Raw genomic sequence first — 24606 nt, 5'->3', positions numbered from 1 at the left:
TAAATGGGAGATGCTCATGTACACAACAAGTTTGCGCAAGGTTGGCGGTTCGGTCATGTTGGCCGTGCCCCCTGCTTTTCTTGACCAACTGCATCTACACGCAGGTGTGACGGTAGGGCTTGCGATCGACCATGGCTGTCTGGTGGTTAATCCGAATCTACGGCCACGTTACACGCTCGAAGAGTTGCTTGCTCAGTGCGATCCCAATGCTGAGATCTCGGCGGAAGATCGTGAATGGCTGGAGGCACCTGCGGTTGGTGGCGAGCTGTTGTGATGGAGCGAGGTGATATTTATCTCGTTTCACTTGACCCGACATCAGGTCACGAGCAACAGGGTACTCGCCCCGTGCTGGTGGTATCACCGACAGCGTTTAACCGGCTGACACGAACGCCCATCGTACTGCCGATTACCAGTGGCGGTAATTTTGCTCGCACAGCGGGCTTTGCTGTTTCTCTTATGGGATCAGGTACACAAACGACGGGTATCGTGCGCTGTGATCAGCCCCGCGCACTCGATATTGATTCACGCCACGGCCGCAAACTTGAAAGCGTGCCACAGTCCGTGCTTGACGAGGTACTCGCCAAAATTGCGCCGATCTTCACTTGATTGTGCGTAACTCTGGTACTCAAACGAGTTCGGTAGTGTGGGCATGTTTTTTTGCCCACCGCTTAATAGCTACGAATTTAGTGGGCACAAACCCCGTACCCACTCCACCGAAATAAAAATTTGCACAATAAAAAAAGCCCGATTACGGGCTTTTTTATTTCTATGATAAATAATCTTTCATTACCGATTTAGGCGTTTGCTAATCGCTGGCGCAGTTGTTGTGTGGCGCGCAGCATGGCAGCTAAAGCGGCTTCAGTTTCTGGCCAACCACGGGTTTTAAGGCCGCAATCGGGATTCACCCACAGCCGCGATGCTGGGATGACGGCCAAAGCTTTTTCCAACAGCCGCACAATATCCGCCTCAGTCGGAACGCGTGGACTATGAATGTCATACACCCCAGGGCCAATTTCATTTGGATAGGCAAATTCACCAAACGCATCCAACAACTCCATATCAGACCGGCTGGTTTCAATGGTAATCACATCGGCATCTAAAGCAGCAATAGCGGGCAGAATGTCGTTAAATTCGGAATAGCACATGTGGGTGTGAATCTGTGTGCTGTCGTTGACAGCCGAAGCCGAAACACGGAAAGCGAACCCTGCCCAATCTAAATAATCCTGCCATTGGCTGCGTTGTAACGGTAAACCTTCGCGGAAAGCCGGTTCATCGATTTGAATGACAGTAATACCCGCTTGTTCGAGGTCTTTCACTTCGGCACGGATAGCTAAGGCAATATCCAAGCAGGTATCACGCCGTGGCTGATCATCGCGGACAAACGACCATTGCAAAATGGTGACTGGCCCAGTCAACATCCCTTTCATCGGCTTATCGGTCAGGCTTTGGGCAAATTGGCTCCACGCTACCGTCATCGCCGTTGGGCGGCTAACATCACCAAACAAAATCGGTGGTTTCACACAACGGCTACCATAACTTTGCACCCAGCCATTGCGGGTGAAGGCAAACCCTTCTAACTGTTCGCCGAAGTATTCCACCATGTCGTTGCGTTCGGCTTCACCATGAACCAATACATCCAAACCAAGTGCCAACTGTTTTTCGACCGCAAAGCGAATTTCCTGCTCCATCGCTTGTTGATAGCTGTGCTGATCAAGTTCGCCACGTTTGAAAGCGGCGCGGGCACGGCGGATGTCGGGGGTTTGTGGGAAAGAACCAATGGTGGTGGTGGGCAATAACGGTAGCTTCAGTGCGGCTTTCTGTGCGGCGGCGCGCTGCGGATACGCGCTATGGCGTTGACCATCGGCGGTAGTGAGTGCCTGACGGGCGGCCCGCACCGCCGCATTCACCACACGTGGGCTCTTGGCACGACTGTCCCGTGCATGGTCGCTGGCGGCCAATTCATTGGCAATGCTGGCTTCACCGTGATCGAGACCACGACCTAACACTTTAATCTCATTGAGTTTTTGTGTTGCAAATGCGAGCCAGATTTTCAACTCGCTGTCTAATTCTGTTTCAAAGGCTAAATCAACCGGGGTATGCAACAGAGAACAACTGCTGGATAGCCATAACTGCTGACCAAATTTGCCGGCGGCGGGTTTGAGTTGGGCGAGTTTTTGCGATAAATCTGCCCGCCATACATTGCGTCCATCAATGATCCCTACCGATAACACCCGCTCCGCCGGCCATTGTTGTGTAAAAACAGCTAATTGCGCGGGTGCTCGCACCACATCGATATGTAAACCTGCAATCGGTAAATCTTTTAGCAAAGGCAGCTGTTCTGCTACCGAGGCAAAATAAGTGGTCAGTAACAGTTTGCACGGCTGTGCGGCGAGGGCTTGATAGGCAGTGAAAAAGGCTTGTTGCCATGCTGCATCTAATTCTAGGCCTAAGATCGGTTCATCTATTTGCACCCAATCGATGCCGCGTGCCGCTAGTTGGGTCAGTAAATCGATATACAACGGCAAGAGGTCTGTTAATAGACTGAGTCGATCAAAATTGGCTTCTTTTTCTTTGCCGAGATAAAGAAAACTCACCGGCCCCAATAACACCGGTTTCGCTGGAATCCCTAATGCTTGTGCCTCGCTCAGTTGGTTAAACAAGGTGGCTGGTTGTAATTGAAATGTGGTGTGGCGGTCGAACTCTGGCACCAAATAGTGATAGTTGGTGTCAAACCACTTTGTCATTTCCAAGGCAGGTTGTTGGGCATTGCCCCGCGCTAAGGCGAAATAATCTTCCGTGCTCAAGTTGGCAACATCCAAGCCAAAACGCGCCGGCAGTGCACCAAATAATACTTGATGGTCGAGAACATGGTCGTACAAGGTGAAATCACCGACGGCAATGCGTTCGATGCCAGCCCCTTTTTGTAATAACCAATGCCGCTGGCGCAATTGGCGTGCGGTGGTGTGCAGTGCCTCAACATTGCTTTCTCCACGCCAAAACGCTTCTTGAGCTTGTTTTAATTCACGTTGGGCGCCAATGCGGGGAAAACCAAGGGTGTGTAAGGTGGTCATAGCGAGTGCTCCATAGAAAATCACCCTGCCATGATGCACTCAGTTACAACATGAGGCAAAATCATGTTTTTTATTGTAAGGATGAAAAAAATTTATGTCGCGCTCTGTTTTGGAACTGCGTCATCTACGCACGATGTTGACTTTACAAGACACTGGCAGCGTTTCTGCTGCGGCCCAACGGCTGCATCTGACGCAATCGGCGTTGTCGCATCAGCTCAAAGCCTTAGAAACGCATTACAACACCCAGCTATTTGATCGACGACGACAACCACTGTGCGCTACACAAACCGGCCAACGGTTGTTGACCTTGGCACAACTGGTCTTACCTGCCGTCGAAGAAGCCGAGCGTGAGTTAAGCCGCATGGTGGATGGTGAGGCAGGTTGTTTGCGGATTGCGGTGGAATGCCACACCTGTTTCGACTGGTTGATGCCAACGATGGACGATTTTCGGGCCCATTGGCGAGAGGTTGAGCTGGATATTGTGTCGGGCTTTCATGCCGACCCAACCAGTTTGCTGTTGACTCATCGTGCTGATTTGGCGGTGGTATCAGAATACGAACCCGATCCAGCGGTGTTTTATACCCCATTATTTCGTTATGAAATTATGGCTTTGCTGGCAAATGATCATCCATTGGCAGAAAAACCACGGCTGTCGGCGGAGGATTTCCGTGATCAAACCTTAATTACCTATCCAGTGCCGGATGACATGCTTGATCTAGTGCGGCAGGTGTTATTGCCAGCCGGTATCAATCCTGCACGGCGTACCTCAGAGCTTACTGTCGCTATCTTACAGTTGGTGGCCAGTCGCCGAGGGGTGGCGGCATTGCCGTTTTGGGCGGTGAAATCGTATGTGGATCGCCACTATATTTCGGCACGGCCGATTGGCGAGGGAGGGTTATTTGGTGAGTTGTATGCGGTGGTGCGGCAAGAAGATGCCCATTTACCGTATATGGCCGATTTTTTACATACCATGCGCGAGGTCTGTGCCAGCGCATTGGCTGGTATTGCCTTACTGCCGTTGGTGGAGTGAATACACTGCCTGTTGTGCCAATTGTTCGGCCAAAGCCGCATCGCTACCTGCTAATAAAGTTAAGCCGGCTTGACTGGCAAGGCTGCTGAGGATGGGGGGGATACGGCGGTGGCGGTCGAGGACGTAAAATTGTGTGTCTTGGCGCAATGGCAGTGGGAGGTTATCTAATAGCTGTGCCACTTCCTTGACCAAACGCAGCGGAGGCAGGCCGGTGGGCGCCTGTAGCACATGAAAGCGTCGTAAGGTCTCATGGTGAATCAATGCTAACACTGCATGTTCGGGGGTGAGGTCTAATAAACCAACGGCTTGTTGTTTAGTTTGTGCGAGGGTGTGCGCGGTAGTGACGGTGGCGACTTGCGGTACGGCAACTAATAGACCCAGTAAATGAACCGCTTTAGACAGGGTTTGTAGTCGTTGTCGCGGGGCAAAAATGGCATGGCGTGTGACGGTGAGGGTTTGGCCGCTGTGTAAGGCGTGGAGTTGCGTTTGCCATTGCCCATCCACTTCGTAATCCGCCGGCAGCTCAAGCAACATTAAGCTATGGGGTGTCAAAGGATGAGGCGCGGCACCATCATAAGCCTGTTTGAATGTTTCCCCATCGAGGGCTGTCGGGTGGTTGAGTTGGATACGGCTTTGATTGGTATGACTGGCCACCCAATCGGCAGGCAGCAAGGGATAGACTAAAGACGGTGGTTGAGCGCCCACTTGATAGGCTTGGTCGAGTAAAGCGGAAATATGATGGGCAAGATGATCAGTGGAATACCAATCTTGCGCTTGGATATCACGCTGACGTGACAAATGAATCAGCTGTGAGCCTTCAAGAATTGGAAAAGTAAGGACAAGTGCACGATCTGCCAGTAGCAGACTGGCCCCTGAACACATTGGCATGGAGAGAATTCCACCAGAGCAAACAAACCTCCAGCATAACAAAGAACAGGCAGACAGCGCAGGGGGGCCTGCGCTGTGCCCTAGTCGTCGTGGCCGTCGTCGAGGTGTAATTCGTGGATTTTTCGCGTTAATGTGTTGCGACCAAAGCCAAGTAAATGGGCGGCTTCAACACGTCGGCCGCCGGTGTGTTGCAAGGCCACACGGATCAACGCTGCTTCAAAACTGCGGCTGAGGTCATCAATAATATTGGCCTCACCGCGTTTGAGACGGGCTTCTGCTAAAGCGGCCAAGGCACTGAGCCAATCTCCATGATGTTGAACCACGCCAGAGGGCGGTTCATCGCGAAACTCGGGTGGTAAGTCGCCGACTTCTACGGTTTGCCCGGGTGCCATCACCGTTAACCAATGACACAGATTTTCTAGCTGGCGCACATTGCCGTGGAACGGTGCGCTTTTCATCACTTCTAATGCGGCATCGGATAAGCGTTTCGCTTCCACACCCAAACTCTGCGCGCTCTTTTGTAAAAAGTGGCGTGCCAGCAGGGGAATATCTTCCGTACGCTCTCGCAGCGGCGGCAGGCGTAGGCGGATCACATTCAATCGGTGAAATAAATCTTCCCGAAATAAACCTGCTTTGACCCGTTCTTCAAGATTTTGATGGGTAGCAGCAATGACCCGTACATTGGCCTTAATCGGAGTATGACCCCCAACACGATAAAACTGGCCATCAGACAACACCCGTAACAGGCGAGTTTGTAGCTCGGTCGGCATATCACCGATTTCATCTAAAAACAGTGTGCCTCCTTCAGCTTCTTCAAAACGGCCACGGCGTTGGGTGCTGGCGCCGGTGAAGGAACCACGTTCATGGCCGAACAACTCGCTTTCTAATAAATCGCGAGGAATGGCGGCGGTGTTGATGGCGATAAAAGGTCGGTTAGCGCGGGTGGAATGTTGATGCAAAGCATGTGCAACCAATTCTTTGCCCGAGCCCGACTCGCCAGTAATCAACACCGTGACTGACGATTGCGCTAAACGGCCAATGGCGCGGAACACATCTTGCATCGCCGGTGCCTGACCCAGAATCACTTGAGCGGGACTGCTATCATCTTGCTCTTGTCCGGCGCGGTTAGCTTCGGTTAAAGCGCGTTCGACCAGTTGCACTGCATGATCAATGTCAAAGGGTTTGGGTAAATACTCAAAAGCCCCGCCCTGAAAGGCGGCGACGGCTGAGTCCAGATCCGAATGAGCGGTCATCACAATCACCGGCAACTCTGGATACTCACCTTTCACTTTGGCAAGAAACTTTAAGCCATCGGTGCCGGGCATGCGGATGTCGCTGACGATCACCCGTGGCACACGGTCGTACATGGCATTGAGGGCGTCATCAGCACTGCTGAAACTTTCAAATTGAATCCCTGCCCGACTGAGTGCTTTTTCGAGCACCCAGCGTATAGACTTATCATCATCAATAATCCAAACAGGATGGGTCATGGTGTTTTTTCTCCCCCGTTATTCGGTTTGCTGGCAAAAGGTAGTAACACAGTAAAACAGGTGTAACCGGGGCGTGACTCAAAGTCGATGGCCCCTTGATGTTGGTGGACATAGGTTTGTGCCAATGTCAGGCCAAGGCCTGTGCCCTCGGCTCGGCCAGTGACCAACGGATAAAAAATATGGTCTTTTAGCTCGGCGGGAATGCCGGGGCCGTTATCGATAATCTGTAATTGCAACGCCAATTGATAACGTTTGCGGGCAAGGGTGACTTGTCGTACGACACGGGTACGCAACACAATATCACCCACCCCGTGCATCGCTTGTACGCCATTGCGGACAATGTTTAATACCACTTGGATCAATTGTTCCTTATCTGCAAGCAGGGGTGGCAAACTGGTATCGTAGTCGCGCTCTAAACTCAGTCCATGCGGATATTCTGCCAAGACCACACTACGCACCCGTTCTAACACTTCATGAATATTGACCTCGACTTGTTGATGTTTGCGGCTAGGGGTGAGTAAACGATCAACGAGCGACTGTAGCCGCAACGCCTCTTGGGTAATCACATCAAGGTATTCACGCAGTTCGGGTCGTTCTGCCAATTCCAAGGCCAATAATTGTGCTGCACCGCGTATCCCACCCAAAGGGTTTTTAATTTCATGTGCCAAATTACGGATTAGCTCACGGTTGGCTTGTTGTTGGATTAACAGGCGTTCCTCGTTGGCAATTCGTAAATGTTGTTCCACGGGCCGCAGCTCAATCAGCGCAGCACACTGCGGATGTTCAATAGGGGTAATGGTGCACAACACATGAAGATGTTGTTGTTGGCAGGTGTCGAGCTCGAGGTCGTGTTCGGTAAAACTGACGTTGTTACCGATGGCCGTTTTTAAGCCATTCAACAGACGCCGGCTATCGACAAAGAGGGTGTGGAGTTGGTGTCGTAGTAATTCACGACAGCCAAGCGCAAGCAGGTTTTCTGCAGCAGGGTTGACATAACGTAGGGCTCCGGCCTGATCGACAGCAATCAGGGCAGTATCGAGCAGTTCAAAACCACAAAATTGACGGTTTAGCGGGTTGTCTTGACGGGCGTTCATCGCAGTGCGCTCCTTTATCGAACACGATAAAGCAATAAGCAGGCCATTTTTTTACCAGAGGATGTCCCGATACGGCGCGTATCGTCCAAAAAAGAAGCAAGCTTTTGCACTGTTTTGGTGCGTTAAATTCAAGTAAATCCAGTCATGTCGCGTGCAATCGCCTGTTGATGCGGTGGATGGCCGCGAATCGTGGTTTACCGGCGCAATGCTTGCTTGGCATGGCTGTTCTTTAAGGACAATCGGCGCGTATTGTTGGGCCTGTTGTTGATGGTGTCATGCTGTTTGAACAGGCAGACAAGCGTGATTGAAGGCGCTGATCTGGGAGGGTGGGGGATGAGCCGTGTTGATACGGGGTGAAGCGGAGGGAACGCGATAATCGAAAGCGGAGGGAACGCGATAATCGAAAGCGTAGGGGTGAGATATTGTGGTGTGGGTGGGCTGATAAACGTTGTGTAACCATGCTGGCGTACCTAGCCTCATGCTGCTGCCGCCCAGTAACAAAAGACGCAACACAGATATCCCCTCAAATCAATGGATTTAGCCACTATCATAACGGTTTTTTATGCAAACCCATGCAAAAAGGCGGTGTTGCCACCGCCTTTTTTAGCTTAATTTGATCGAACTAAGGATTACAGCGAGTAGTACAGATCAAATTCAACAGGTGTGGTAGTCATACGGTTCAGGTTGACTTCTTGCATCTTCAATTCGATGTAAGCGTCAATGAATTCGTTCGAGAACACACCACCACGAGTCAAGAACTCGCGGTCTTTGTCCAACGCATCCAGTGCTTCTTCCAACGAAGCACATACGGTTGGGATCAGTTTGTCTTCTTCTGGTGGCAGATCGTACAGGTTTTTGTCTGCTGGATCGCCTGGGTGAATCTTGTTCTGGATACCATCCAAACCAGCCATCAACAGCGCAGCGAAGCACATGTATGGGTTGGCCAGTGGATCAGGGAAACGTGCCTCGATACGGCGGGCTTTTTCGCTGGCCACGTGAGGGATACGGATGGAAGCCGAACGGTTTTTCGCCGAGTAGGCCAGTTTCACCGGTGCTTCGTAGTGTGGCACTAAACGCTTGTAGGAGTTGGTGCCTGGGTTGGTGATGGCGTTCAATGCTTTAGCGTGCTTGATGATACCGCCGATGTAGTACAGCGCAGTTTCAGACAGGCCTGCGTATTGGTCGCCAGCAAACAGGTTTTTGCCGTCTTTCCAAATCGATTGGTGAACGTGCATACCCGAGCCGTTGTCGCCAACGATAGGCTTAGGCATAAAGGTTGCTGTTTTGCCATAGCTGTGTGCTACGTTGTGCACCACATATTTCAGAATTTGGGTCCAGTCAGCACGTTGAGTTAAGGTGCTGAATTTGGTACCAATTTCGTTCTGACCTGCGGTGGCCACTTCGTGATGGTGCACTTCAACTGGCACGCCCATTTCTTCCAAAGTCAACACCATCGCAGAACGCAAGTCTTGCGAAGAATCGACTGGAGGCACTGGGAAGTAGCCGCCTTTCACGCGAGGACGGTGGCCGGTGTTGCCGCCTTCGTATTTCTCGCTAGAAGACCATGCGGCTTCTTGTGCTTCGATCTTGAGGTGACAGCCGGACATATCCACGCCCCATGTCACGCTGTCGAAAATAAAGAATTCAGGTTCTGGGCCAAAGAAAGCGGTATCGCCCAAGCCAGAGGCTTTCAGATAGGCTTCAGCGCGTTTGGCAATCGAACGTGGGCAACGGTCGTAGCCTTTGCCATCAGCAGGATCGACCACATCACATGTCATGATCAATGTGGGTTCGTCAAAGAACGGGTCGATATTGGCCGTTGCTGGGTCGGCCATCAGCAGCATGTCGGAAGCTTGGATCCCTTTCCAGCCTGCAATCGAAGAACCGTCAAACGCGTGACCGTGTTCGAACCATTCTTCAGCGTCTTCAGTGAGGACGTGAGCAGGGATGGTAACGTGCTGTTCTTTGCCACGCGTATCAGTAAAACGCAGGTCAACGAATTTCACGTCGTTTTCTTCGATCATCTTCAAAACATCAGCAACCGCCATGGTGTTCTCCTGAAAATTCAGATGCAGATTCGGTTTATTTCTGTGGGTGGGTCTTGTTACTGCCACTAGCGCGTTTTCTTAAAGCAGGAAGCGTGCCATCTAAACAAACCGCTTAAAATCGCTTAGCAAAAGCCTATTTTGCCCGCGAAACGCTATTGTGCCATGCCGTTACTGTTTCTGGGGTGGCTGTTTTTGCTTATTTTTGGTGCAATGCAAAATAAATTGCACCAATAGTGTGCTTTTGCCGATTTTAGGTCACAAAATGGGGCGGGCAGTGAAAGCATTGGCGGTGATTTCGCTTCTTTGCCATAATCTGCCGCAGCCAAAATTGTAAGCCTGCTGTGTTGCAAAGCGATGTTGCCTCGCTTGCTACGCTTGCGACAATAAGACTATTGAAAGAGGAATGACATGACAGAGCTTGATACGCTGTTGCAAACTGCCGCCCAACGTGCCCAACAACAGGGCTTACCTTACGCTGGCTTATTATTACCGACCGAGGCAGCGGCTTTATTAGCTGAACCTGACGCACAGGCGGTGTTAGTGGATGTGCGCTCGGCAGCGGAATGGCAATTTGTCGGCCAAGTCCCACATGCTGTTCATATTGAATACAAGTCGTTTCCGGGCATGGTGCTCAATCCGAATTTCATCAGCAGCTTAAAAGCGCAGGTACCACCACAGAAAAAAGTGTTATTTTTGTGCCGTTCTGGTGCACGTTCGCACGACACCGCTTGTCTTGCTGCGGCAGAGGGTTACACCGCGTTTAATATCCTAGAAGGCTTTGAAGGCGATTGTGATGCACAAGCGCATCGCGGAACGGTGAATGGCTGGAAAGTTCGCGGTCTGCCGTGGCAGCAGGGCTAATTATTTTCTCATCGCTTTTTTAGGAAAACCTCTCCTATGACCGATCGTTATGCTGTTGTGGGTAATCCGATTTCCCACAGTCAATCGCCCCTGATTCATGCTGAGTTTGCCCGTCAAACCAGTCAAAAACTGACTTACGAGCGTTTACTTGCGCCTCTAGACGGCTTTGCAACCACCGTACAGCAATTTGTCAGCGAAGGCGGTAAAGGGGTCAATATTACGATTCCGTTTAAGCTTGAAGCACGGCAGATGGCGACGCAATTGACCGAACGTGCGCGCTTGGCAGATGCGGTGAATACTTTAACGTTCAAAGATGGTGAAATTTTTGGCGACAACACCGATGGTATCGGGTTGGTGCGTGATATTGTGCAAAACCTAGATTTTGCCATTGCCGGTAAGCGGGTGTTGGTGTTGGGGGCTGGTGGCGCGGTACGTGGCGTGTTGTTGCCTTTGTTAGAACAAAATCCTGCTAGTCTGACCGTGGTCAACCGTACAGTCAGCAAGGCACAAGACCTAGCAACAGCGTTTGCTGCCCAAGGCAAGATTGAAGCCTGCGGTTATGAGGCTCTCAATGGTCAGCAGTTTGACATCATTATCAACGGCACCTCTTCTAGCTTGAATGATGAGCTTCCTCCCATACCGAATGGCATCTTTGCCGAGGGCAGCTTGGCCTACGATATGATGTACTCGTCAGGTTTAACGCCTTTCTTGCGTCGTGGTCAGCAAGAAAATGCGGCGATGTTGGCTGATGGTTTGGGGATGTTGGTGGAACAAGCTGCTGAAGCCTTTTTGATTTGGCGTGGCGTGATGCCAGAAACCCGTACCGTGATGGGGTTGTTGCGTGAGGTGCTTTCTTGAGCTTGCGTAAGCGCATTGCACAAGTGGTCGGCATTTTGCTGGCCATTTGTTTTTTATATCAGCTGTGGATTTTTGGTCATATTGTGTATTGGCGCTGGTATCCGCCGGCGATGACCTCGTTTATGTCTGAACAACAAGCTCGCTTGCAGCAAGACAACCCAGAGGCCGAGCTTCGCTATCAGTGGGTGGATTATCCCCAGATTTCCTCACATCTGAAACGTGCGATTGTGGCGAGTGAAGATGCCAAATTTCTCAATCACGACGGTTTTGATTGGGAAGGTATTCAAGATGCGTGGGAAAAAAATCTGCAAAAAGGCCGTATCGTGGCCGGTGGTTCAACCATCAGTCAACAATTAGCAAAAAATCTGTTTCTCTCTTCTCAACGTACACCGTGGCGGAAAGCGCAAGAGGCGGTGATTACGGTGATGCTTGAGGCGGTGTTAGACAAGCAACGGATTTTTGAGATTTATCTCAATGTCGTTGAATGGGGGGACGGTGTGTTTGGGGCCGAGGCGGCGGCACGCCATTATTATCGAACATCGGCAGCCAAATTGGCTAAGCCACAGGCGGCCAAATTGGCGGCAATGTTGCCCAATCCGCGCTATTACGACAGCCATCGCAATGATCGCCGTTTATTAAGGAAAAGCGCCATTATTGTGCGGCGCATGACTTATGCGGACATTCCTTGATGCTTTTCTCGCCATACCTCGCTAAAATCTGCAACCTGTTCTCAATGCTCGGGCAATACCCGACCACGACAATGGACCTCCCCAGTCGATCTCAACTTGATACTTATTTGATTCTATTACCCGCCTGATGCTGCGGTGCATTGCTTATTGCCTGCACCGCAGCAGGCAATGAGGATGCACCTATGTCCGATAACCGTCACAACCCAGAAGGTCTGCACGCCAGCCTGCAACAGGTCATGGCGTTGCTGCACCGCCATAAAATTGTCGAAGAACTGATTCATCGCCAAGATATGCCCAAACACGACTTAGTCGAAGATTTGGTGCATCGACAAAATATCGCTGAATTACAAAAACGTCTTGATCAACTTCATCCGGCTGACGTCGCCTATATCCTCGAAGCCTTGCCATTAGAAGAACGCTTATTGGTGTGGGATTTGGTGAAATCGGAGCGTGATGGCGAGATTTTGCTGGAAGTATCCGATGCTGTCCGCGAATCGTTGATTCAGTCGATGGATCGCGAAGAATTGGTGGCGGCTGCAGAAAGCTTGGATGCTGACGAATTAGCCGATCTTGCGCCCGATTTACCACAACATGTTGTTCATGAAGTGATCGGAAGTTTAGACAGCAAAGAGCGCGAGCAGTTGCAATCGGCGCTGTCGCATTCCGAAGAGCAAGTCGGTAGTGTGATGGATTTTGATGTGGTCAAAATCCGCGCTGATGTGAAACTAGAAGTGGTATTGCGCTATTTACGCCGCTTTGAAGAATTACCGACCCACGCTGACAAAATTTTTGTGGTCGATGAAGACGAAATCCTGCAAGGGGTGTTACCGATCAATGTGTTGTTGGTCAACGACCCAGATGAACTAGTCGAAGACGTAATGGCGCGTGATGTGGTGACCTTTCGTCCTGATGAAGATTTGGGCGAGGCCGCACAAGCGTTTGAGCGTTATGACCTCGTATCCGCACCGGTGGTAACCCACGAAGGGAAACTGATTGCACGGGTCACGATTGAAGCGATGGTGGATTACATCCGCGAAGAATCGGAAACCGAAGTGTTAAACATGGCCGGTTTGAAAGAAGAGGAAGATCTTTTTGCGCCGGTGATTCGCTCGGTGCAAAACCGTTGGGCATGGTTGGCGATTAATCTGATTACGGCCTTTGTTGCTAGTCGCGTGATTGGCGTGTTTGAAGATGCCATTGAAAAATTAGTGGCACTGGCGGCCTTGATGCCGATTGTGGCGGGCATTGGCGGTAATTCTGGTAATCAAACCATCACCATGATTGTGCGTGCCTTAGCTTTGGGCCAGTTACAGCCGAATAATATTTCGCGGTTGTGGCGTAAAGAAATTGGCGTTGCCATGGTGAATGGGGTGGTGTGGGGCGGTTTGATTGGTCTGATTGCCTTTATTTTGTATGGCAGCCCTTCGCTTGGTGTGGTGATGACCGCTGCGATGACCTTAAATTTAATGTTGGCCGCGACCATGGGTGTGGTAGTGCCACTACTGATGGTGCGTTTTGGGCGTGATCCGGCAATGGGGTCTTCGGTGATGATTACCGCGTGTACCGATTCCGGTGGTTTCTTTATTTTCTTGGGCCTTGCCACGCTGTTCTTACTGTGAGGATAGGGATGTCATCTACCATTGCTGAGTTATTACACGTCAGTCAACTGCCGCGCTTAGAAGCGCGGTTGTTGTTAGAGCAGGTTACTGGCTATTCGCGCGTCCAACAAACTACCTATCCAGAGCGTGTTATCCCAACGCCGCAAGCAGAAAGCTTCTTGACGCTATGCCAGCGGCGGCAACAGGGCGAGCCAATTGCTTATTTACTTGGCTGGCGCGAGTTTTATGGCCGTGAATTTGCCGTTTCTCCTGCTACCTTAATTCCACGACCAGAAACCGAACTACTGGTTGAGTGGGCGTTAACCCGTCCAATTGCCCATCGTCCAATTCGTTATCTCGATTTAGGAACCGGCAGCGGTGTTATTTCAGTGACGTTGGCATTAGAACAACCGGCTTCGCATGTTACGGCTACTGATGTTTCTGCTGCTGCGTTAGCTGTGGCCGAAGAAAATGCCAATAGATTAGGTGCTCAGGTAACGTTTTATCAGGGCTCATGGTGGCAAGCGCTTGCTGCGTGTCCTGCACCACTGTGGGATGTGATCGTTTCAAATCCACCCTACATCGCAGCACAAGATCAACACTTACAGCAGGGCGATTTACGTTTTGAACCACAGCAAGCTTTAACCGATGGTCAAGATGGATTGTCGGCATTAACAACGATTATTGAAACGGCACCACTGTATTTGGTCTCGGGGGGATGGCTGGGGTTGGAGCACGGTTTTGACCAAGGCGAGGCAGTGCGAAAAGCACTCCAACAGCGTGGTTTTTGTGAGGTGGAGACCGAGCGTGATTTAGCTGGGGTAGAGCGAATCACTGTCGGGCGTTATGTTTGAGAGCACAAAAAAATGCCGCGAGATGCGGCATTTTTTCTGTCATTACAACAATATCACGCACTGATTAATGGTGATGGTGGCCGTCGTGCACATGGCCGTGGTCGATTTCTTCCGCAGTTGCTTCGCGCACGCTGGCAACAGTGGCTTCAAAACGCAGGGTTTGGCCTGCTAAAGGATGGTTGCCATCAACAGTGACTTGACCATCGGTGATGTCGGTGATTCGGAACACAATCACATCTCCCGTTTCGGGATCATCGGCTTCAAACATCATGCCAACTTCCAGTTCGATGTCTTCTGGGAAAACGTCGATAGGCTCTTGGCGCACCAATTCAGGTTCGTGGTCGCCAAAGGCATCTTCGGCTTGCATGGTGACATCAATCTGATCGCCAACTTGCTTACCCTGCAGCTGTTCTTCAACCAGCGGGAAAATACCGTCATAACCGCCATGCAGGTAGGTCATAGGTTCTTCAGGCTGAGTCTGGTCGATCAGTTGGTTATCTGCATCAAACATTTTGTAATGCAGAGAAACGACGGTATTTTTGATGATTTGCATAAGGAGTGTCCATCTGCGTAAAAAGCGAAAAAGGCGGATGATTGGGTGGGCATGGTGCATTACAAAATAGCATCCATCCCACTCAAACATCGGTCTAATTATCGCACAAATTCGCCCGAGCGGCCTGCTGCTCATGGTATGTTTGCGATTTGTCGCATCTAGGATTCAAAAAAATGAAAGATCAAGCCATTCCGCTATTAGGAGGTCTGACTGCAGAGGCTTTCTTAGCCGAATATTGGCAGAAAAAACCGCTGTTGATTCGTCAAGCCGTACAACATCTCGACCCCATCATCGATTTTTCCGTTTTAAAACAACTGGCCGTGCGCGACGATGTTGAGTCCCGTTTGGTGGAATATCGCGCTGATCGTTGGCATTTGGAAAAAGGGCCTTTCCGCCCAAGCCGCTTTCAACGCTTGCCCGAAACCGATTGGACTTTACTGGTGCAAAGTGTCAATCATCATCTGCCGCATATTGCCGATTTATTGTGGCGTTTTGATTTCATCCCTTATGCCCGATTAGATGATTTGATGATTTCTTATGCGCCACCAGGCGGCACTGTTGGCCCGCATTTTGATTCTTATGATGTGTTTTTATTACAGGTCGGTGGTAAAAAGCGTTGGCAAATTTCTGCCCAATCGGAGGCAGAATTAGGTTTGGTGGATGATGCACCATTAAAAATCCTGAAATCTTTTGTGGCCGATCAGACATGGGAATTAGAAGAAGGCGATATGCTGTATTTACCGCCAAAATATGCCCATTATGGGGTGGCATTAGAACCAGGGATGACTTATTCGATTGGTTTTAGAGCCCCGAGCGCACAAGAATTAGCCAATCAATTTTTAGTGCATCTACAAGATCATCTTTGCCTAGAAGGCCATTATGCCGATCCTGACTTGAGTTGGCAGGCCAATCCGGCCGAGATCAGCCCAGCGATGGTGGGACAGATTGCTCAGATGCTGGCTAAAATCGAGTGGGATCACCATACAATTGGTGATTTTCTCGGACGTTATCTGACTGAGCCTAAGGCGCATGTCTTTTACGACCCACCAGAAGACCCATTAGATGAGGATGCCTTTCTTGCCTGTTGGCAGACAGGAAATGCTTTGGTGCTAGACCTTAAAACACAGTTGTTAAGCTATCAGAACAGTTTTTACGTAAATGGCGAAAAATTAGAAGTTCCTAATAAAGATATTGTTTGGTGGACCGATTTTGCTGCAAAAAGACGCGCAAACTATGCCGATTTGTCCATAGAAACTGTGAATTTGTTATATGACGCTTATCTTTGCGGTTATTGGCAATTTCAAAACTAACTAAGTATGTTGTATTCCTACAACGAAAATTGTTGCACTGCACTATTTTTTGGCTATGAGGTCAACTTATTGTATTGACTTTGCTATGATGGCGATGAATTTAAAAGTGGGCGGTTTTTCAACCAAGCGTTGTACAAACGCTTTCATTCTTCAAACATATCGTTACATTTTTGCTGTGACAGATGCGTTGGAAAATCAGGTTTCTATGGTAGAATCCGCACCACTTTAAGAAATCGCTGTTGTCAGGTAAAGCAAGGGATACGAGCAATATCTGACGAAGTTATGTGTTTGTATAAACGTGTCCATTTCTCGTGAAAAGGTAACCATAATGAAACAACAATCTCTCCTCGTTGCTGCTCTGTTGGCTTTGGCTTTGACTGCTTGCGGTAAAAAAGAAGAACCAGCACCTGCTGCTGAAGCTGCTCCAGCACCTGCTGCTGAAGCGCCTGCTGCTGCTCCAGCTGACGCCGCTGCACCTGCTGCTGCTCCAGCCGACGCTGCTGCGCCTGCCGCTGCTCCAGCTGACGCCGCTGCACCTGCTGCTGCTCCAGCCGATGCTGCTGCGCCTGCCGCTGCTCCAGCTGACGCCGCTGCTGCTCCAGCTGCAACCGAAGAGAAAAAACAGTAATCTGATTGCTGTTTCTCTGACGTAAAAAAAGCCGACTGAAATCAGTCGGCTTTTTCGTGCTCAGTTGTCTATGGTTTAGGCGCAGGTTCATTGTTGCGATAAATTTTTTCTGCATTCATCTTCGGGCTCCATGGCAGGCCACTATTTTGCCAGCCGTTTTGAATCCGAAAACCTTTTTTCTCGCCTTCTTTCAAGGCATCACCCTGAAAACCGTGAACTACATAACGAGCATTTTGAAACCCCTGTTGTCTTAAGAATGCCGCGCTGGGCTCTCCTCGCTCGCTTCCAGAACGACACAGCGTAATGATTTCTGTGTTTTTATCCCAACCGTGCTTTTGTAATGCTTGTTCGATTTCTCTCACAAAGCTGGGGTTTTGATATAGCCGAAAGACATTGCGTTTTTCATCCCAGCGAGTGCGATCAACTAGCAGATAAGGGATGTTGATGTGGACGCTATCAGTAAAGCCAGTGAACATAATCTCGACTGGATCACGTACATCAATCAATAAGGCCTGATGATTTTTTGCTTTGTCATAGGCTTCGGTTGCACTGATTGCAATTTCTATAGCAAAACTGGTGCTGCTAAGCATGGCAAGAGCCACCCCATATACTACTTGTCGCATCTTCATCATCTGCCCCAAAATTAAACAAAATACTAATATACATTATGTTTAATTGTTTGTGGCAATCGAGAAAAAATTTCAATTTTCCCTTTGCATCCACTCAACCATCTCGGGCGAAATGCCTTCGCTACTCAGCCCTGCTATCACACCTTCTTGATCGGCTACTGTGCGGTTCTGGCTGATTTTCCATTTGCCTTCAAGCTGACTGATTGGGATTTCAACACCAACAATCCCTTTTAACTGTTGTTCGACAAAGGCCTCGGGCGCATTGTTGACCCGCCATGGGTGTGGTCGTGTTTGTTCTTGTTGGTCAGTCAGTTGCCCAATTTGTGCCTGCAGCCAGTCCGCATTTTCAATCAGTCGTGCTTTCCCCCTCGCTTGCACCATGACAAAATTCCAAGTGGGAACGACTTTGCCTTCGTCCGCTTTTGATGGATACCAAGACGGCGACAAATAAGCCGCAGGCCCTTGAAAGACAACTAACACTTCAGTGTCTTGCTGTAAGTCTTTGAGTTGGCGATTCCCTCGTGCGAGGTGGGCATGCAGCGTGCCATATTCGCCAATAGGATCGAGGGTAAAGGGGATTAAATTGGCAGTCAGCCCATTTTCCCCTGAAGTGATTAACATCGCTAACGGATATTTTTTGATAATTTCGTGTAATTTTTCCAGACGTTGTTCGCGAAACAGTGTAGGACAGTACATGGAATTGTCTCTAGGCTTAAGGACGACAAATAAGAAAAAAGGCGATTCATACGAACCGCCCTTTGGTTGTTGTTGGGTAACAGAGATTGTTAGTTCAACTGTTGTTGCAGCGCGCGCAAAATAGAACTGCTTTGTTGCTCGGTCAAGGGGTTGCCTTGTGGGTCTAACAATTGAATGCGGGTTTGATTTTCTGCGGTACCGCTTAATTTCACTTGTAAGGCCGGCTGCTTAGTCGCGGTATCACTGCCCTTACTACGCCAGAAGGCGAGGCTAGACCAGAATCCACCGTCGTCTTTCTTATCCAACTCAGTTTGTGCTGGCCGGACATAGTACACACCGGCCTGACGATTGCGGTCAACCACTACCAAACCGGCGCGATCTAAAGCCAAACCACTGCGGCGCCATGCACGATCAAACGCATCGTTTACGACAATACTGTTGCCTTCAACACGGGCACGAGTGGTTGCGGGGGCAGTTTGGCTGTTTTTGATTTCTTCACGGGCTTTTTCTTCATTCAGCCCCAAGCGCAACATAAAGCGACCAAGTAATTCCGCTTCTAGCTCTGGATCGGCAGCACGGGCTTGCCACATGGTTTGGCCCTTGCTTTCATCCGAGTAGACCTCGACTAAACCGCGATGAGTGAAGTAAACCTCGGTACCTTGTGCGCCGCGCTCGATTCGGACACGGAATTTATCGCGTTCGGGAGTCGAATACAGACCGTCCAAACCGACTTTAGACAGTAAGAAACGCACACCATCTTGTGGCAGTTTGGCGCGGTTTTCCGCCCAGTCGGTTTCCATCAAACCCAATTTAGGCTCGTTGGTTTTAATCACAAAACCGTTGTCTTGCCAAAACTCTTCCAAAATTGGCCACAGCGCCTCGGGGGTTTGGCTAACCCGCAGCCAACGTTGAGAACCATCACGCTCTAACTTCACATTAGGCACACTGACCAACACCCCTTGTTTGCCTTTGGCCTCGGTTTGTTGTTGGTTTAATGCTGCTTGTTGTGCGGCATTGGCGCTGACTGTGCCTTTGGGTAGGGCATAGGTATTTTTCAGCTCGGGCGTGGTGAGGTCGGGAGGGACTTCCAGTGCGCCTTTGCGGTTAGGGTCCGCTGATTGGTAGTCTAGCTTTTTGCCGGCAAGGGGTTCGGTATTGCTGCTGCAAGCAGCTAAACCACCTGCTGCTAACAGCAATAGAGTGACAAAACGAGCCTTCATGGTTTTCCTTCTTGCGTATAAAGAGCTTAGAGCAAACCTGCTTGGGTCAAGGCTGCTTCAACTTGGGCTTGTGCGCCTTCGGAAAGACGGGTCAGAGGTAAACGCAATGTGGGGCCAATTAAACCCATACGTTCCAAAGCCCATTTCACTGGAATGGGGTTGGCTTCGCAGAAGAGATGTTTGTGCAGACCTTGTAAGGGATCGTTGATAGCACGGGCGCGGTGAACATCACCCTCGGCACATGCTTGGCACAAATCAGCCATTTGGCGTGGTGCGACGTTGGCAGTAACCGAAATCACCCCATCCCCACCCGACAACAGGAAGGCCAAGGAGCTTGCATCATCACCCGTGTAAATGGCAAAGTCTTCTGGTGCACGCAAGAACAAATCACACCCACGACCTAAATCGCCGGTGGCATCTTTAATCCCAACAATATTGGGGATTTCGGCTAAACGCAGTGCGGTGTCATTGCTCATGTCTGCCACTGTGCGCCCTGGCACGTTATACAAAATCATCGGGACAGCAGTGGCTTCTGCGATAGCGCGGAAATGTTGATACAACCCTTCTTGGGTTGGTTTGTTGTAGTAGGGCACGACAGATAAGGTGTAGTTAGCACCAATTTTTTCTGCTGCACGTGATAATTCAATGGCTTCCGCAGTGGAGTTGGCACCCGTTCCAGCAATCACCGGCACGCGGCCTGCGCTGCGTTTGATGACGGCTTCAACCACGCTCAAATGCTCTTCAACCGCCAAAGTGGCTGATTCACCTGTGGTACCCACAGCGACAATGCCGCTCGTACCATTATCAATATGAAAATCTACCAGACGATCGAGTGCCGCATAATCAACACTGCCGTCTTCCAACATAGGGGTCACAATAGCGACCAAGCTACCTGTAAGCATATCTTTAGGCCTGTCACGGGAATTAAGATAACAAGCGGCGATTGTAGCCCAATTCAGCCCAACGGCGTGAATCCCTCTTGCGCCCTACACAGAATGTTGGCGCGTGCTGTGCTACAATCGCCCACTTTCTTTCTTTGATACAGTCAGTTAGCAAAGGCCACTTCGTGATTACCACAGCCAATATCACCATGCAGTTCGGTGCCAAACCCTTGTTCGAAAATGTTTCTGTAAAGTTCGGCGAGGGCAATCGTTATGGTCTCATCGGTGCCAATGGTTCCGGTAAATCGACTTTCATGAAGATACTCGGCGGCGATTTAGAGCCAACGTCGGGTAATGTTTCCTTAGAACCCGGTATGCGTTTGGGTAAGTTGCGCCAAGATCAGTTTGCCTATGAAGACCAGCGGGTGCTCGACGTTGTGTTGATGGGACACACTGAAATGTGGGCGGCAATGAGCGAACGCGATGCGATTTATGCCAACCTCGAAGCAACCGAAGACGACTACATGCGTGCCGCTGAGTTGGAAGCCAAATTTGCGGAATACGATGGCTACACCGCCGAAGCACGAGCAGGCGAATTGTTGTTAGGTGTCGGCATTCCGACCGAATTACACAACGGCCCCATGCGCGAAGTGGCGCCGGGTTTCAAACTGCGGGTGTTGTTGGCGCAAGCGCTGTTCTCCAATCCTGATGTTTTGTTGTTAGATGAACCGACCAACAACTTGGACATCAATACGATTCGTTGGTTAGAGCATGTGTTGAACGATCGTAATTGCACCATGATTATCATCTCGCACGATCGTCACTTCTTAAATGAAGTCTGTACCCACATGGCAGACTTGGATTACAACACCATCCGGATTTACCCCGGCAATTACGACGACTACATGATTGCTTCGGCTCAAGCGCGTGAACGCCAACTGTCGTCGAATGCGAAGGCAAAAGAACGTATCCAAGAATTGCAAGAATTCGTGGCGCGTTTCTCAGCCAATAAATCAAAAGCTCGCCAAGCCACCAGCCGGCTGAAACAAGTTGATAAGCTCAAATCAGAAATGGTGGATGTCAAACCATCGAGCCGCCAAAACCCATTTATCCGCTTTGAGTTAGACGATAAACAAAAGCTGCACCGTCAAGCGGTGGAAATTGCCGGACTGTCAAAATCGTTTGATCAACCCTTGTTCCAAAAGATGGACTTTATCCTTGAAGCAGGCCAACGCTTGGCGATTATTGGCCCGAACGGTGCCGGTAAATCGACATTGGTGAAACTGTTGGCGGGGGCATACGAGGCAGCAAATGCCGCTGGTGTCACTGCAGACGCCGGCACCATTAAATGGGCGGATAAGGCGCAAGTCGGTTATTACGCCCAAGATCACGAGTCTGATTTTGACACTGACATGAATCTGACGGAGTGGATGCGACAATGGACCCAAGAAGGGGATGACGAGCAAGTGGTGCGTGGCACGTTAGGCCGCTTGTTGTTTGGTGGCGATGATGTGAGCAAGCCCGTGCGCGTGTTATCCGGCGGTGAAAAAGGTCGGATGTTGTACGGCAAGCTGATTTTGACCAAGCCAAATGTGCTGATTATGGATGAACCGACCAACCACATGGATATGGAGTCGATTGAATCGCTCAACATGGCGTTGGAAAAGTACAAAGGCACGTTGATTTTTGTGTCGCATGACCGCCAATTTGTGAGCTCGTTGGCCACGCAAATCCTCGAGCTTGACGGCAAAGGGGGCTATGAGCATTACATGGGCAATTATGAGGATTACTTGGCCTCGCGTGGTTTAAGCTAAGCGTTTCGCTTACCTGCCGTCTGTTTTCAGCGTCCGCGCTCTTGGCCTCGGGTTGAACCCCGAGGCTTCTCGCGCGTTGGGTAACGAATCAAATATGATCGTTTTGTGAAATTTTTCTGCAATAACTTTACCGAGTGAAAGCCTGTGGTTATACTCTCGGCATTCTGCACTGCACGATAAATTTTGCAGTGCAGAAATCATCACGTTTACACAGCCGCGTTTTGTTGGCCGTGTCGTGAGACCGCTTCCCTGAGTTGCTTATCCCCATTTTATGAATAAGCAACCGGATAAAAACAAGAAGGCGGATGGTGGAGATAATGCGCTCGGCTCGGGTTTGATTGGCCCGAGTTCGAGTAGCCTTACGATTCTCGAGTGTACAAAGGAACAGATCATGCGTTTGCAAGGTAAAGTCTCGATCATCACCGGCGGTGCCAGCGGCATCGGCCATGCAACAGCCCTGAAATTCGCCCAAGAAGGCGCAATTGTTGCCGTTTGCGATTTGAATCAAGAAGCGATTGACGCTGACGCTGTCGTCAACGAAATCAAAGCTGCTGGCGGTGAAGCTGTTGGCTATGTGGTGAATGTCACCAACAAAGCGCAGATCGCAGACATGGTTGGCGACCTGAAAACTCGCTTTGGCCGTATCGATGTATTAGTGAACAATGCGGGCATCGTGCAAGATGCTCAGTTGCTCAAAATGACTGACGACCAATTCGACAAAGTGATCGACATCAACTTGCGCGGTGTTTACAACTGCGCTCGTGCAGTGGTTGACACCATGGTTGCACAAGGTTCTGGCGTGATTCTGAACGCTTCCTCCGTGGTTGGTGTGTACGGTAACTTCGGTCAAACCAACTATGCTGCTACCAAATTTGGCGTGATCGGTTTCGTCAAAACTTGGGCAAAAGAATTGGGTAAAAAAGGCATCCGCGCTAACGCCGTGTGCCCTGGCTTTGTTGCTACCCCAATTCTGAAATCCATGCCAGAAAAAGTGATTCAGGCAATGGAAGAAAAAGTGCCAATGAAACGTATGGCCGATCCAAAAGAAATCGCCAGCGTGTATGCTTTCTTGGCCTCTGATGATGCTAGCTACATCAACGGTGCAGCAATTGAAGTGACCGGCGGTTTGACCCTGTAATTAGGGTATGGCGTTATTTACTGCGTCAGCACAACAACAGCCCTGTTTTGCACAGGGCTGTTTGTTTTTATTATTGCCGCTGCTTTTTTGGTTGGGTGGTTGTGCACATTCCCCCGCCACTGCGCCATCAGCGTCTTCTCCCTCGACTTGTCCACCATTGACCCCCTCTTTATTGTGTCCCCCGCTTGGATTTGCGGCGCTGCTACCCAGCCGCAGTTGTGAGTCTGTCGCAACAGCAGAAGTAGCCACGGCAGAAATCAAACAGCGTTTGGTGCAAGTGGTAAACGAGGAATGGCGTTTTTTTGGTGAGCAAACCTTACAAATTGACCAAGGGATTGCCAGCATTCCCCGTCTTGGCGCGTGGGAAGATGATGCGCCGCAGTATGTAGAACGAATTCAGCAGTATTGGTGTGCGGTGGGTCGAACCGGTTTTACCCAGTCTAATGTTTGCACTCAGCCGTGGTCAGCCGTTTTTATTTCATGGGCGATGCGGCAAGCTGGGGTGCCAGAAACGGTGTTGCCATCTCGCGCTGCCCATTGGCAATACCTGCGACATCTGCTGGATCACCCTTCTCCTTATTTCCGCGTGCATGAACGAACAGCCTATGCACCACAGGTTGGTGATTTGATTTGTGCTGTGCGAACCGAGGTGGAATGGCAACAGGTTGAGCAACTGTCGCGGGCACCGATGCATTGTGATGTGGTGGTGAAAGTTGATGCCCCCTATCTCTATGCGATTGGTGGCAATGTGCGCAATTCGGTGACAAAGATTCGTGTGCAATTAGATGAAAATGGCAAGATTCAGCTCGAAGCGGGCGGTCGTCCATGGTTATTAGTGGTCGAGAATTTGTATTAATTGATATAAATGATTTTTTTGTAAAATTTAAACAAAAAATATTCGCTCGTGATATAATTGTTCTTGTCAACCTTTAGACAGGGATAAACATCATGATCTCGTGTCTCGTGTCTCGTGTCTCGTGTCTCGTGTCTCGTGTCTCGTGTCTCGTGTCTCGTGTCTCGTGTCTCGTGTCTCGTGTCTCGTGTCTCGTGTCTGGAGACAGATTTGTCTGTTGTTAACGGGTGCTGTCGCAAGTACTAGTGCGGTGGCAAGTATTCGACCTTATTCAGAGTCTGTCATCATGGCTTCACCTTTGTTTCCATGGTTGATCACTTTCTTGCTGCTCTGCCTTTGCGCTGTGCTTTGGTGGCAATGGCAAACGAGTCAAAAAAAGTATCACTACCTCCGCTCGGTACTA

At 50.0% G+C, this 24606-nt stretch carries 23 protein-coding genes; 12 read left to right on the top strand and 11 right to left on the bottom strand.

The features are described 5' to 3' along the window. Positions 1 to 16: 16 nt before the first annotated feature. Both G465_RS0100610 and G465_RS0100605 read left to right on the top strand, forming a co-directional pair. Entirely contained in the window at positions 17 to 274 is a 258-nt protein-coding gene (locus G465_RS0100610) for an AbrB/MazE/SpoVT family DNA-binding domain-containing protein (protein ID WP_022652538.1), read from the top strand. Next, positions 274 to 606, top strand: coding sequence for a type II toxin-antitoxin system PemK/MazF family toxin (locus tag G465_RS0100605; protein WP_022652537.1), 333 nt, complete (start codon positions 274 to 276; stop codon positions 604 to 606). Before G465_RS0100610 ends, G465_RS0100605 begins: the two co-directional genes overlap by 1 nt. A gap of 188 nt (positions 607 to 794) precedes the next feature. Here G465_RS0100605 and metE read toward each other — a convergent pair whose 3' ends face one another. Next, positions 795 to 3071, bottom strand: a complete 2277-nt coding sequence (gene metE, locus G465_RS0100600) for a 5-methyltetrahydropteroyltriglutamate--homocysteine S-methyltransferase (RefSeq protein ID WP_022652536.1) — start codon at positions 3069 to 3071, stop codon at positions 795 to 797. A 94-nt stretch (positions 3072 to 3165) separates the two neighbouring features. Here metE and G465_RS0100595 point away from each other — a divergent pair, with 94 nt between their 5' ends. Continuing rightward, on the top strand, positions 3166 to 4101 hold the full coding sequence (locus G465_RS0100595; RefSeq protein ID WP_022652535.1) for a LysR family transcriptional regulator: 936 nt from the start codon (positions 3166 to 3168) through the stop codon (positions 4099 to 4101). Here G465_RS0100595 and G465_RS0100590 read toward each other — a convergent pair. The 4 genes from G465_RS0100590 to glnA all read right to left on the bottom strand — a co-directional run bounded on the left by G465_RS0100590 (position 4081) and on the right by glnA (position 9621). Beyond that, a complete protein-coding gene (locus G465_RS0100590; RefSeq protein ID WP_022652534.1) occupies positions 4081 to 4989 on the bottom strand; it encodes a hypothetical protein in 909 nt (302 codons plus the stop codon). The two genes, G465_RS0100595 and G465_RS0100590, sit on opposite strands and share 21 nt — an antisense overlap. An 80-nt stretch (positions 4990 to 5069) precedes the next feature. After that, positions 5070 to 6479, bottom strand: coding sequence for a nitrogen regulation protein NR(I) (gene ntrC, locus G465_RS0100585; protein WP_022652533.1), 1410 nt, complete (start codon positions 6477 to 6479; stop codon positions 5070 to 5072). Further along, complete coding sequence (glnL, locus tag G465_RS12920) at positions 6476 to 7573, bottom strand: nitrogen regulation protein NR(II) (RefSeq protein ID WP_022652532.1); 1098 nt, start codon at positions 7571 to 7573, stop codon at positions 6476 to 6478. The genes ntrC and glnL overlap by 4 nt, the downstream gene beginning before the upstream one ends. Before the next feature lie 629 nt (positions 7574 to 8202). Then, the gene (glnA, locus tag G465_RS0100575) at positions 8203 to 9621 is read right to left on the bottom strand and encodes a glutamate--ammonia ligase (protein ID WP_022652531.1); all 1419 of its coding nucleotides are present in this window, start codon (positions 9619 to 9621) and stop codon (positions 8203 to 8205) included. Positions 9622 to 10029: 408 nt separating this feature from the next. Here glnA and G465_RS0100565 point away from each other — a divergent pair, with 408 nt between their 5' ends. The 5 genes from G465_RS0100565 to prmC all read left to right on the top strand — a co-directional run bounded on the left by G465_RS0100565 (position 10030) and on the right by prmC (position 14481). Then, positions 10030 to 10482, top strand: a complete 453-nt coding sequence (locus tag G465_RS0100565; protein WP_022652529.1) for a rhodanese-like domain-containing protein — start codon at positions 10030 to 10032, stop codon at positions 10480 to 10482. Between the two features lie 36 nt (positions 10483 to 10518). After that, positions 10519 to 11340: a shikimate dehydrogenase gene (gene aroE / locus G465_RS0100560; RefSeq protein WP_022652528.1), complete on the top strand. Its 822-nt coding sequence runs from the start codon at positions 10519 to 10521 to the stop codon at positions 11338 to 11340. Continuing rightward, entirely contained in the window at positions 11337 to 12029 is a 693-nt protein-coding gene (gene mtgA / locus G465_RS0100555) for a monofunctional biosynthetic peptidoglycan transglycosylase (RefSeq protein WP_022652527.1), read from the top strand. Before aroE ends, mtgA begins: the two co-directional genes overlap by 4 nt. A 182-nt stretch (positions 12030 to 12211) precedes the next feature. Next, positions 12212 to 13648, top strand: coding sequence for a magnesium transporter (mgtE, locus tag G465_RS0100550; protein WP_022652526.1), 1437 nt, complete (start codon positions 12212 to 12214; stop codon positions 13646 to 13648). Positions 13649 to 13656: 8 nt separating this feature from the next. Further along, entirely contained in the window at positions 13657 to 14481 is an 825-nt protein-coding gene (gene prmC, locus G465_RS0100545) for a peptide chain release factor N(5)-glutamine methyltransferase (protein WP_022652525.1), read from the top strand. Between the two features lie 64 nt (positions 14482 to 14545). On the opposite strand, the gene G465_RS0100540 is transcribed toward prmC, so the two are convergent. Next, a complete protein-coding gene (locus tag G465_RS0100540; protein WP_022652524.1) occupies positions 14546 to 15034 on the bottom strand; it encodes an FKBP-type peptidyl-prolyl cis-trans isomerase in 489 nt (162 codons plus the stop codon). A 173-nt stretch (positions 15035 to 15207) separates the two neighbouring features. Here G465_RS0100540 and G465_RS0100535 point away from each other — a divergent pair, with 173 nt between their 5' ends. Continuing rightward, a complete protein-coding gene (locus tag G465_RS0100535; RefSeq protein ID WP_027405045.1) occupies positions 15208 to 16344 on the top strand; it encodes a cupin domain-containing protein in 1137 nt (378 codons plus the stop codon). A 242-nt stretch (positions 16345 to 16586) separates the two neighbouring features. Here the strand turns inward: G465_RS0100535 and G465_RS16010 are convergent, their stop codons facing one another. The 5 genes from G465_RS16010 to dapA all read right to left on the bottom strand — a co-directional run bounded on the left by G465_RS16010 (position 16587) and on the right by dapA (position 20419). Beyond that, positions 16587 to 17087: a hypothetical protein gene (locus G465_RS16010; protein ID WP_211213648.1), complete on the bottom strand. Its 501-nt coding sequence runs from the start codon at positions 17085 to 17087 to the stop codon at positions 16587 to 16589. After that, on the bottom strand, positions 17041 to 17595 hold the full coding sequence (locus G465_RS0100525; RefSeq protein WP_022652522.1) for a rhodanese-like domain-containing protein: 555 nt from the start codon (positions 17593 to 17595) through the stop codon (positions 17041 to 17043). Before G465_RS0100525 ends, G465_RS16010 begins: the two co-directional genes overlap by 47 nt. Before the next feature lie 78 nt (positions 17596 to 17673). Next, positions 17674 to 18297 (bottom strand): FMN-binding negative transcriptional regulator, encoded by a 624-nt coding sequence (locus tag G465_RS0100520; RefSeq protein ID WP_022652521.1) that lies wholly within the window; start codon positions 18295 to 18297, stop codon positions 17674 to 17676. 89 nt (positions 18298 to 18386) lie between these two features. Next, positions 18387 to 19517 carry an NlpB/DapX family lipoprotein gene (gene bamC / locus G465_RS0100515; protein WP_022652520.1) on the bottom strand — a complete coding sequence of 377 codons (1131 nt, stop codon included), beginning with the start codon at positions 19515 to 19517 and terminating at the stop codon, positions 18387 to 18389. A gap of 26 nt (positions 19518 to 19543) precedes the next feature. Next, on the bottom strand, positions 19544 to 20419 hold the full coding sequence (gene dapA / locus G465_RS0100510) for a 4-hydroxy-tetrahydrodipicolinate synthase (protein WP_022652519.1): 876 nt from the start codon (positions 20417 to 20419) through the stop codon (positions 19544 to 19546). A gap of 164 nt (positions 20420 to 20583) precedes the next feature. Between dapA and G465_RS0100505 the strand changes: the two genes are divergently transcribed. The 3 genes from G465_RS0100505 to G465_RS12915 all read left to right on the top strand — a co-directional run bounded on the left by G465_RS0100505 (position 20584) and on the right by G465_RS12915 (position 24206). Next, entirely contained in the window at positions 20584 to 22212 is a 1629-nt protein-coding gene (locus G465_RS0100505) for an ABC-F family ATPase (protein ID WP_022652518.1), read from the top strand. 391 nt (positions 22213 to 22603) lie between these two features. Beyond that, on the top strand, positions 22604 to 23350 hold the full coding sequence (fabG, locus tag G465_RS0100500; RefSeq protein WP_022652517.1) for a 3-oxoacyl-ACP reductase FabG: 747 nt from the start codon (positions 22604 to 22606) through the stop codon (positions 23348 to 23350). 7 nt (positions 23351 to 23357) lie between these two features. Then, positions 23358 to 24206, top strand: coding sequence for a DUF2272 domain-containing protein (locus G465_RS12915; RefSeq protein ID WP_022652516.1), 849 nt, complete (start codon positions 23358 to 23360; stop codon positions 24204 to 24206). The last annotated feature ends 400 nt before the right edge of the window (positions 24207 to 24606 follow it).

The organism is Aquaspirillum serpens DSM 68, assembly GCF_000420525.1.
In the GTDB taxonomy this organism is placed as follows: Bacteria; Pseudomonadota; Gammaproteobacteria; order Burkholderiales; family Aquaspirillaceae; genus Aquaspirillum; species Aquaspirillum serpens.
The sequence above is the reverse complement of the archived record's forward strand: the minus strand, read 5'-3'. Positions and strand labels throughout refer to the sequence as shown.

Coding starts and splice junctions, on each gene's coding strand:
- G465_RS0100595 (WP_022652535.1), top strand. CDS start 3,166: ATGTCGCGCTCTGTTTTGGAACTGCGTCATCTACGCACGATGTTGACT.
- dapA (WP_022652519.1), bottom strand. CDS start 20,419: ATGCTTACAGGTAGCTTGGTCGCTATTGTGACCCCTATGTTGGAAGAC.
- aroE (WP_022652528.1), top strand. CDS start 10,519: ATGACCGATCGTTATGCTGTTGTGGGTAATCCGATTTCCCACAGTCAA.
- G465_RS0100605 (WP_022652537.1), top strand. CDS start 274: ATGGAGCGAGGTGATATTTATCTCGTTTCACTTGACCCGACATCAGGT.
- G465_RS0100590 (WP_022652534.1), bottom strand. CDS start 4,989: ATGCCAATGTGTTCAGGGGCCAGTCTGCTACTGGCAGATCGTGCACTT.
- G465_RS0100565 (WP_022652529.1), top strand. CDS start 10,030: ATGACAGAGCTTGATACGCTGTTGCAAACTGCCGCCCAACGTGCCCAA.
- G465_RS0100610 (WP_022652538.1), top strand. CDS start 17: ATGTACACAACAAGTTTGCGCAAGGTTGGCGGTTCGGTCATGTTGGCC.
- G465_RS0100520 (WP_022652521.1), bottom strand. CDS start 18,297: ATGTACTGTCCTACACTGTTTCGCGAACAACGTCTGGAAAAATTACAC.
- G465_RS0100525 (WP_022652522.1), bottom strand. CDS start 17,595: ATGCGACAAGTAGTATATGGGGTGGCTCTTGCCATGCTTAGCAGCACC.
- bamC (WP_022652520.1), bottom strand. CDS start 19,517: ATGAAGGCTCGTTTTGTCACTCTATTGCTGTTAGCAGCAGGTGGTTTA.
- ntrC (WP_022652533.1), bottom strand. CDS start 6,479: ATGACCCATCCTGTTTGGATTATTGATGATGATAAGTCTATACGCTGG.
- G465_RS16010 (WP_211213648.1), bottom strand. CDS start 17,087: ATGCAGAAAAAATTTATCGCAACAATGAACCTGCGCCTAAACCATAGA.
- mgtE (WP_022652526.1), top strand. CDS start 12,212: ATGTCCGATAACCGTCACAACCCAGAAGGTCTGCACGCCAGCCTGCAA.
- glnL (WP_022652532.1), bottom strand. CDS start 7,573: ATGAACGCCCGTCAAGACAACCCGCTAAACCGTCAATTTTGTGGTTTT.
- glnA (WP_022652531.1), bottom strand. CDS start 9,621: ATGGCGGTTGCTGATGTTTTGAAGATGATCGAAGAAAACGACGTGAAA.
- metE (WP_022652536.1), bottom strand. CDS start 3,071: ATGACCACCTTACACACCCTTGGTTTTCCCCGCATTGGCGCCCAACGT.
- prmC (WP_022652525.1), top strand. CDS start 13,657: ATGTCATCTACCATTGCTGAGTTATTACACGTCAGTCAACTGCCGCGC.
- G465_RS0100540 (WP_022652524.1), bottom strand. CDS start 15,034: ATGCAAATCATCAAAAATACCGTCGTTTCTCTGCATTACAAAATGTTT.
- G465_RS0100535 (WP_027405045.1), top strand. CDS start 15,208: ATGAAAGATCAAGCCATTCCGCTATTAGGAGGTCTGACTGCAGAGGCT.
- G465_RS12915 (WP_022652516.1), top strand. CDS start 23,358: ATGGCGTTATTTACTGCGTCAGCACAACAACAGCCCTGTTTTGCACAG.
- fabG (WP_022652517.1), top strand. CDS start 22,604: ATGCGTTTGCAAGGTAAAGTCTCGATCATCACCGGCGGTGCCAGCGGC.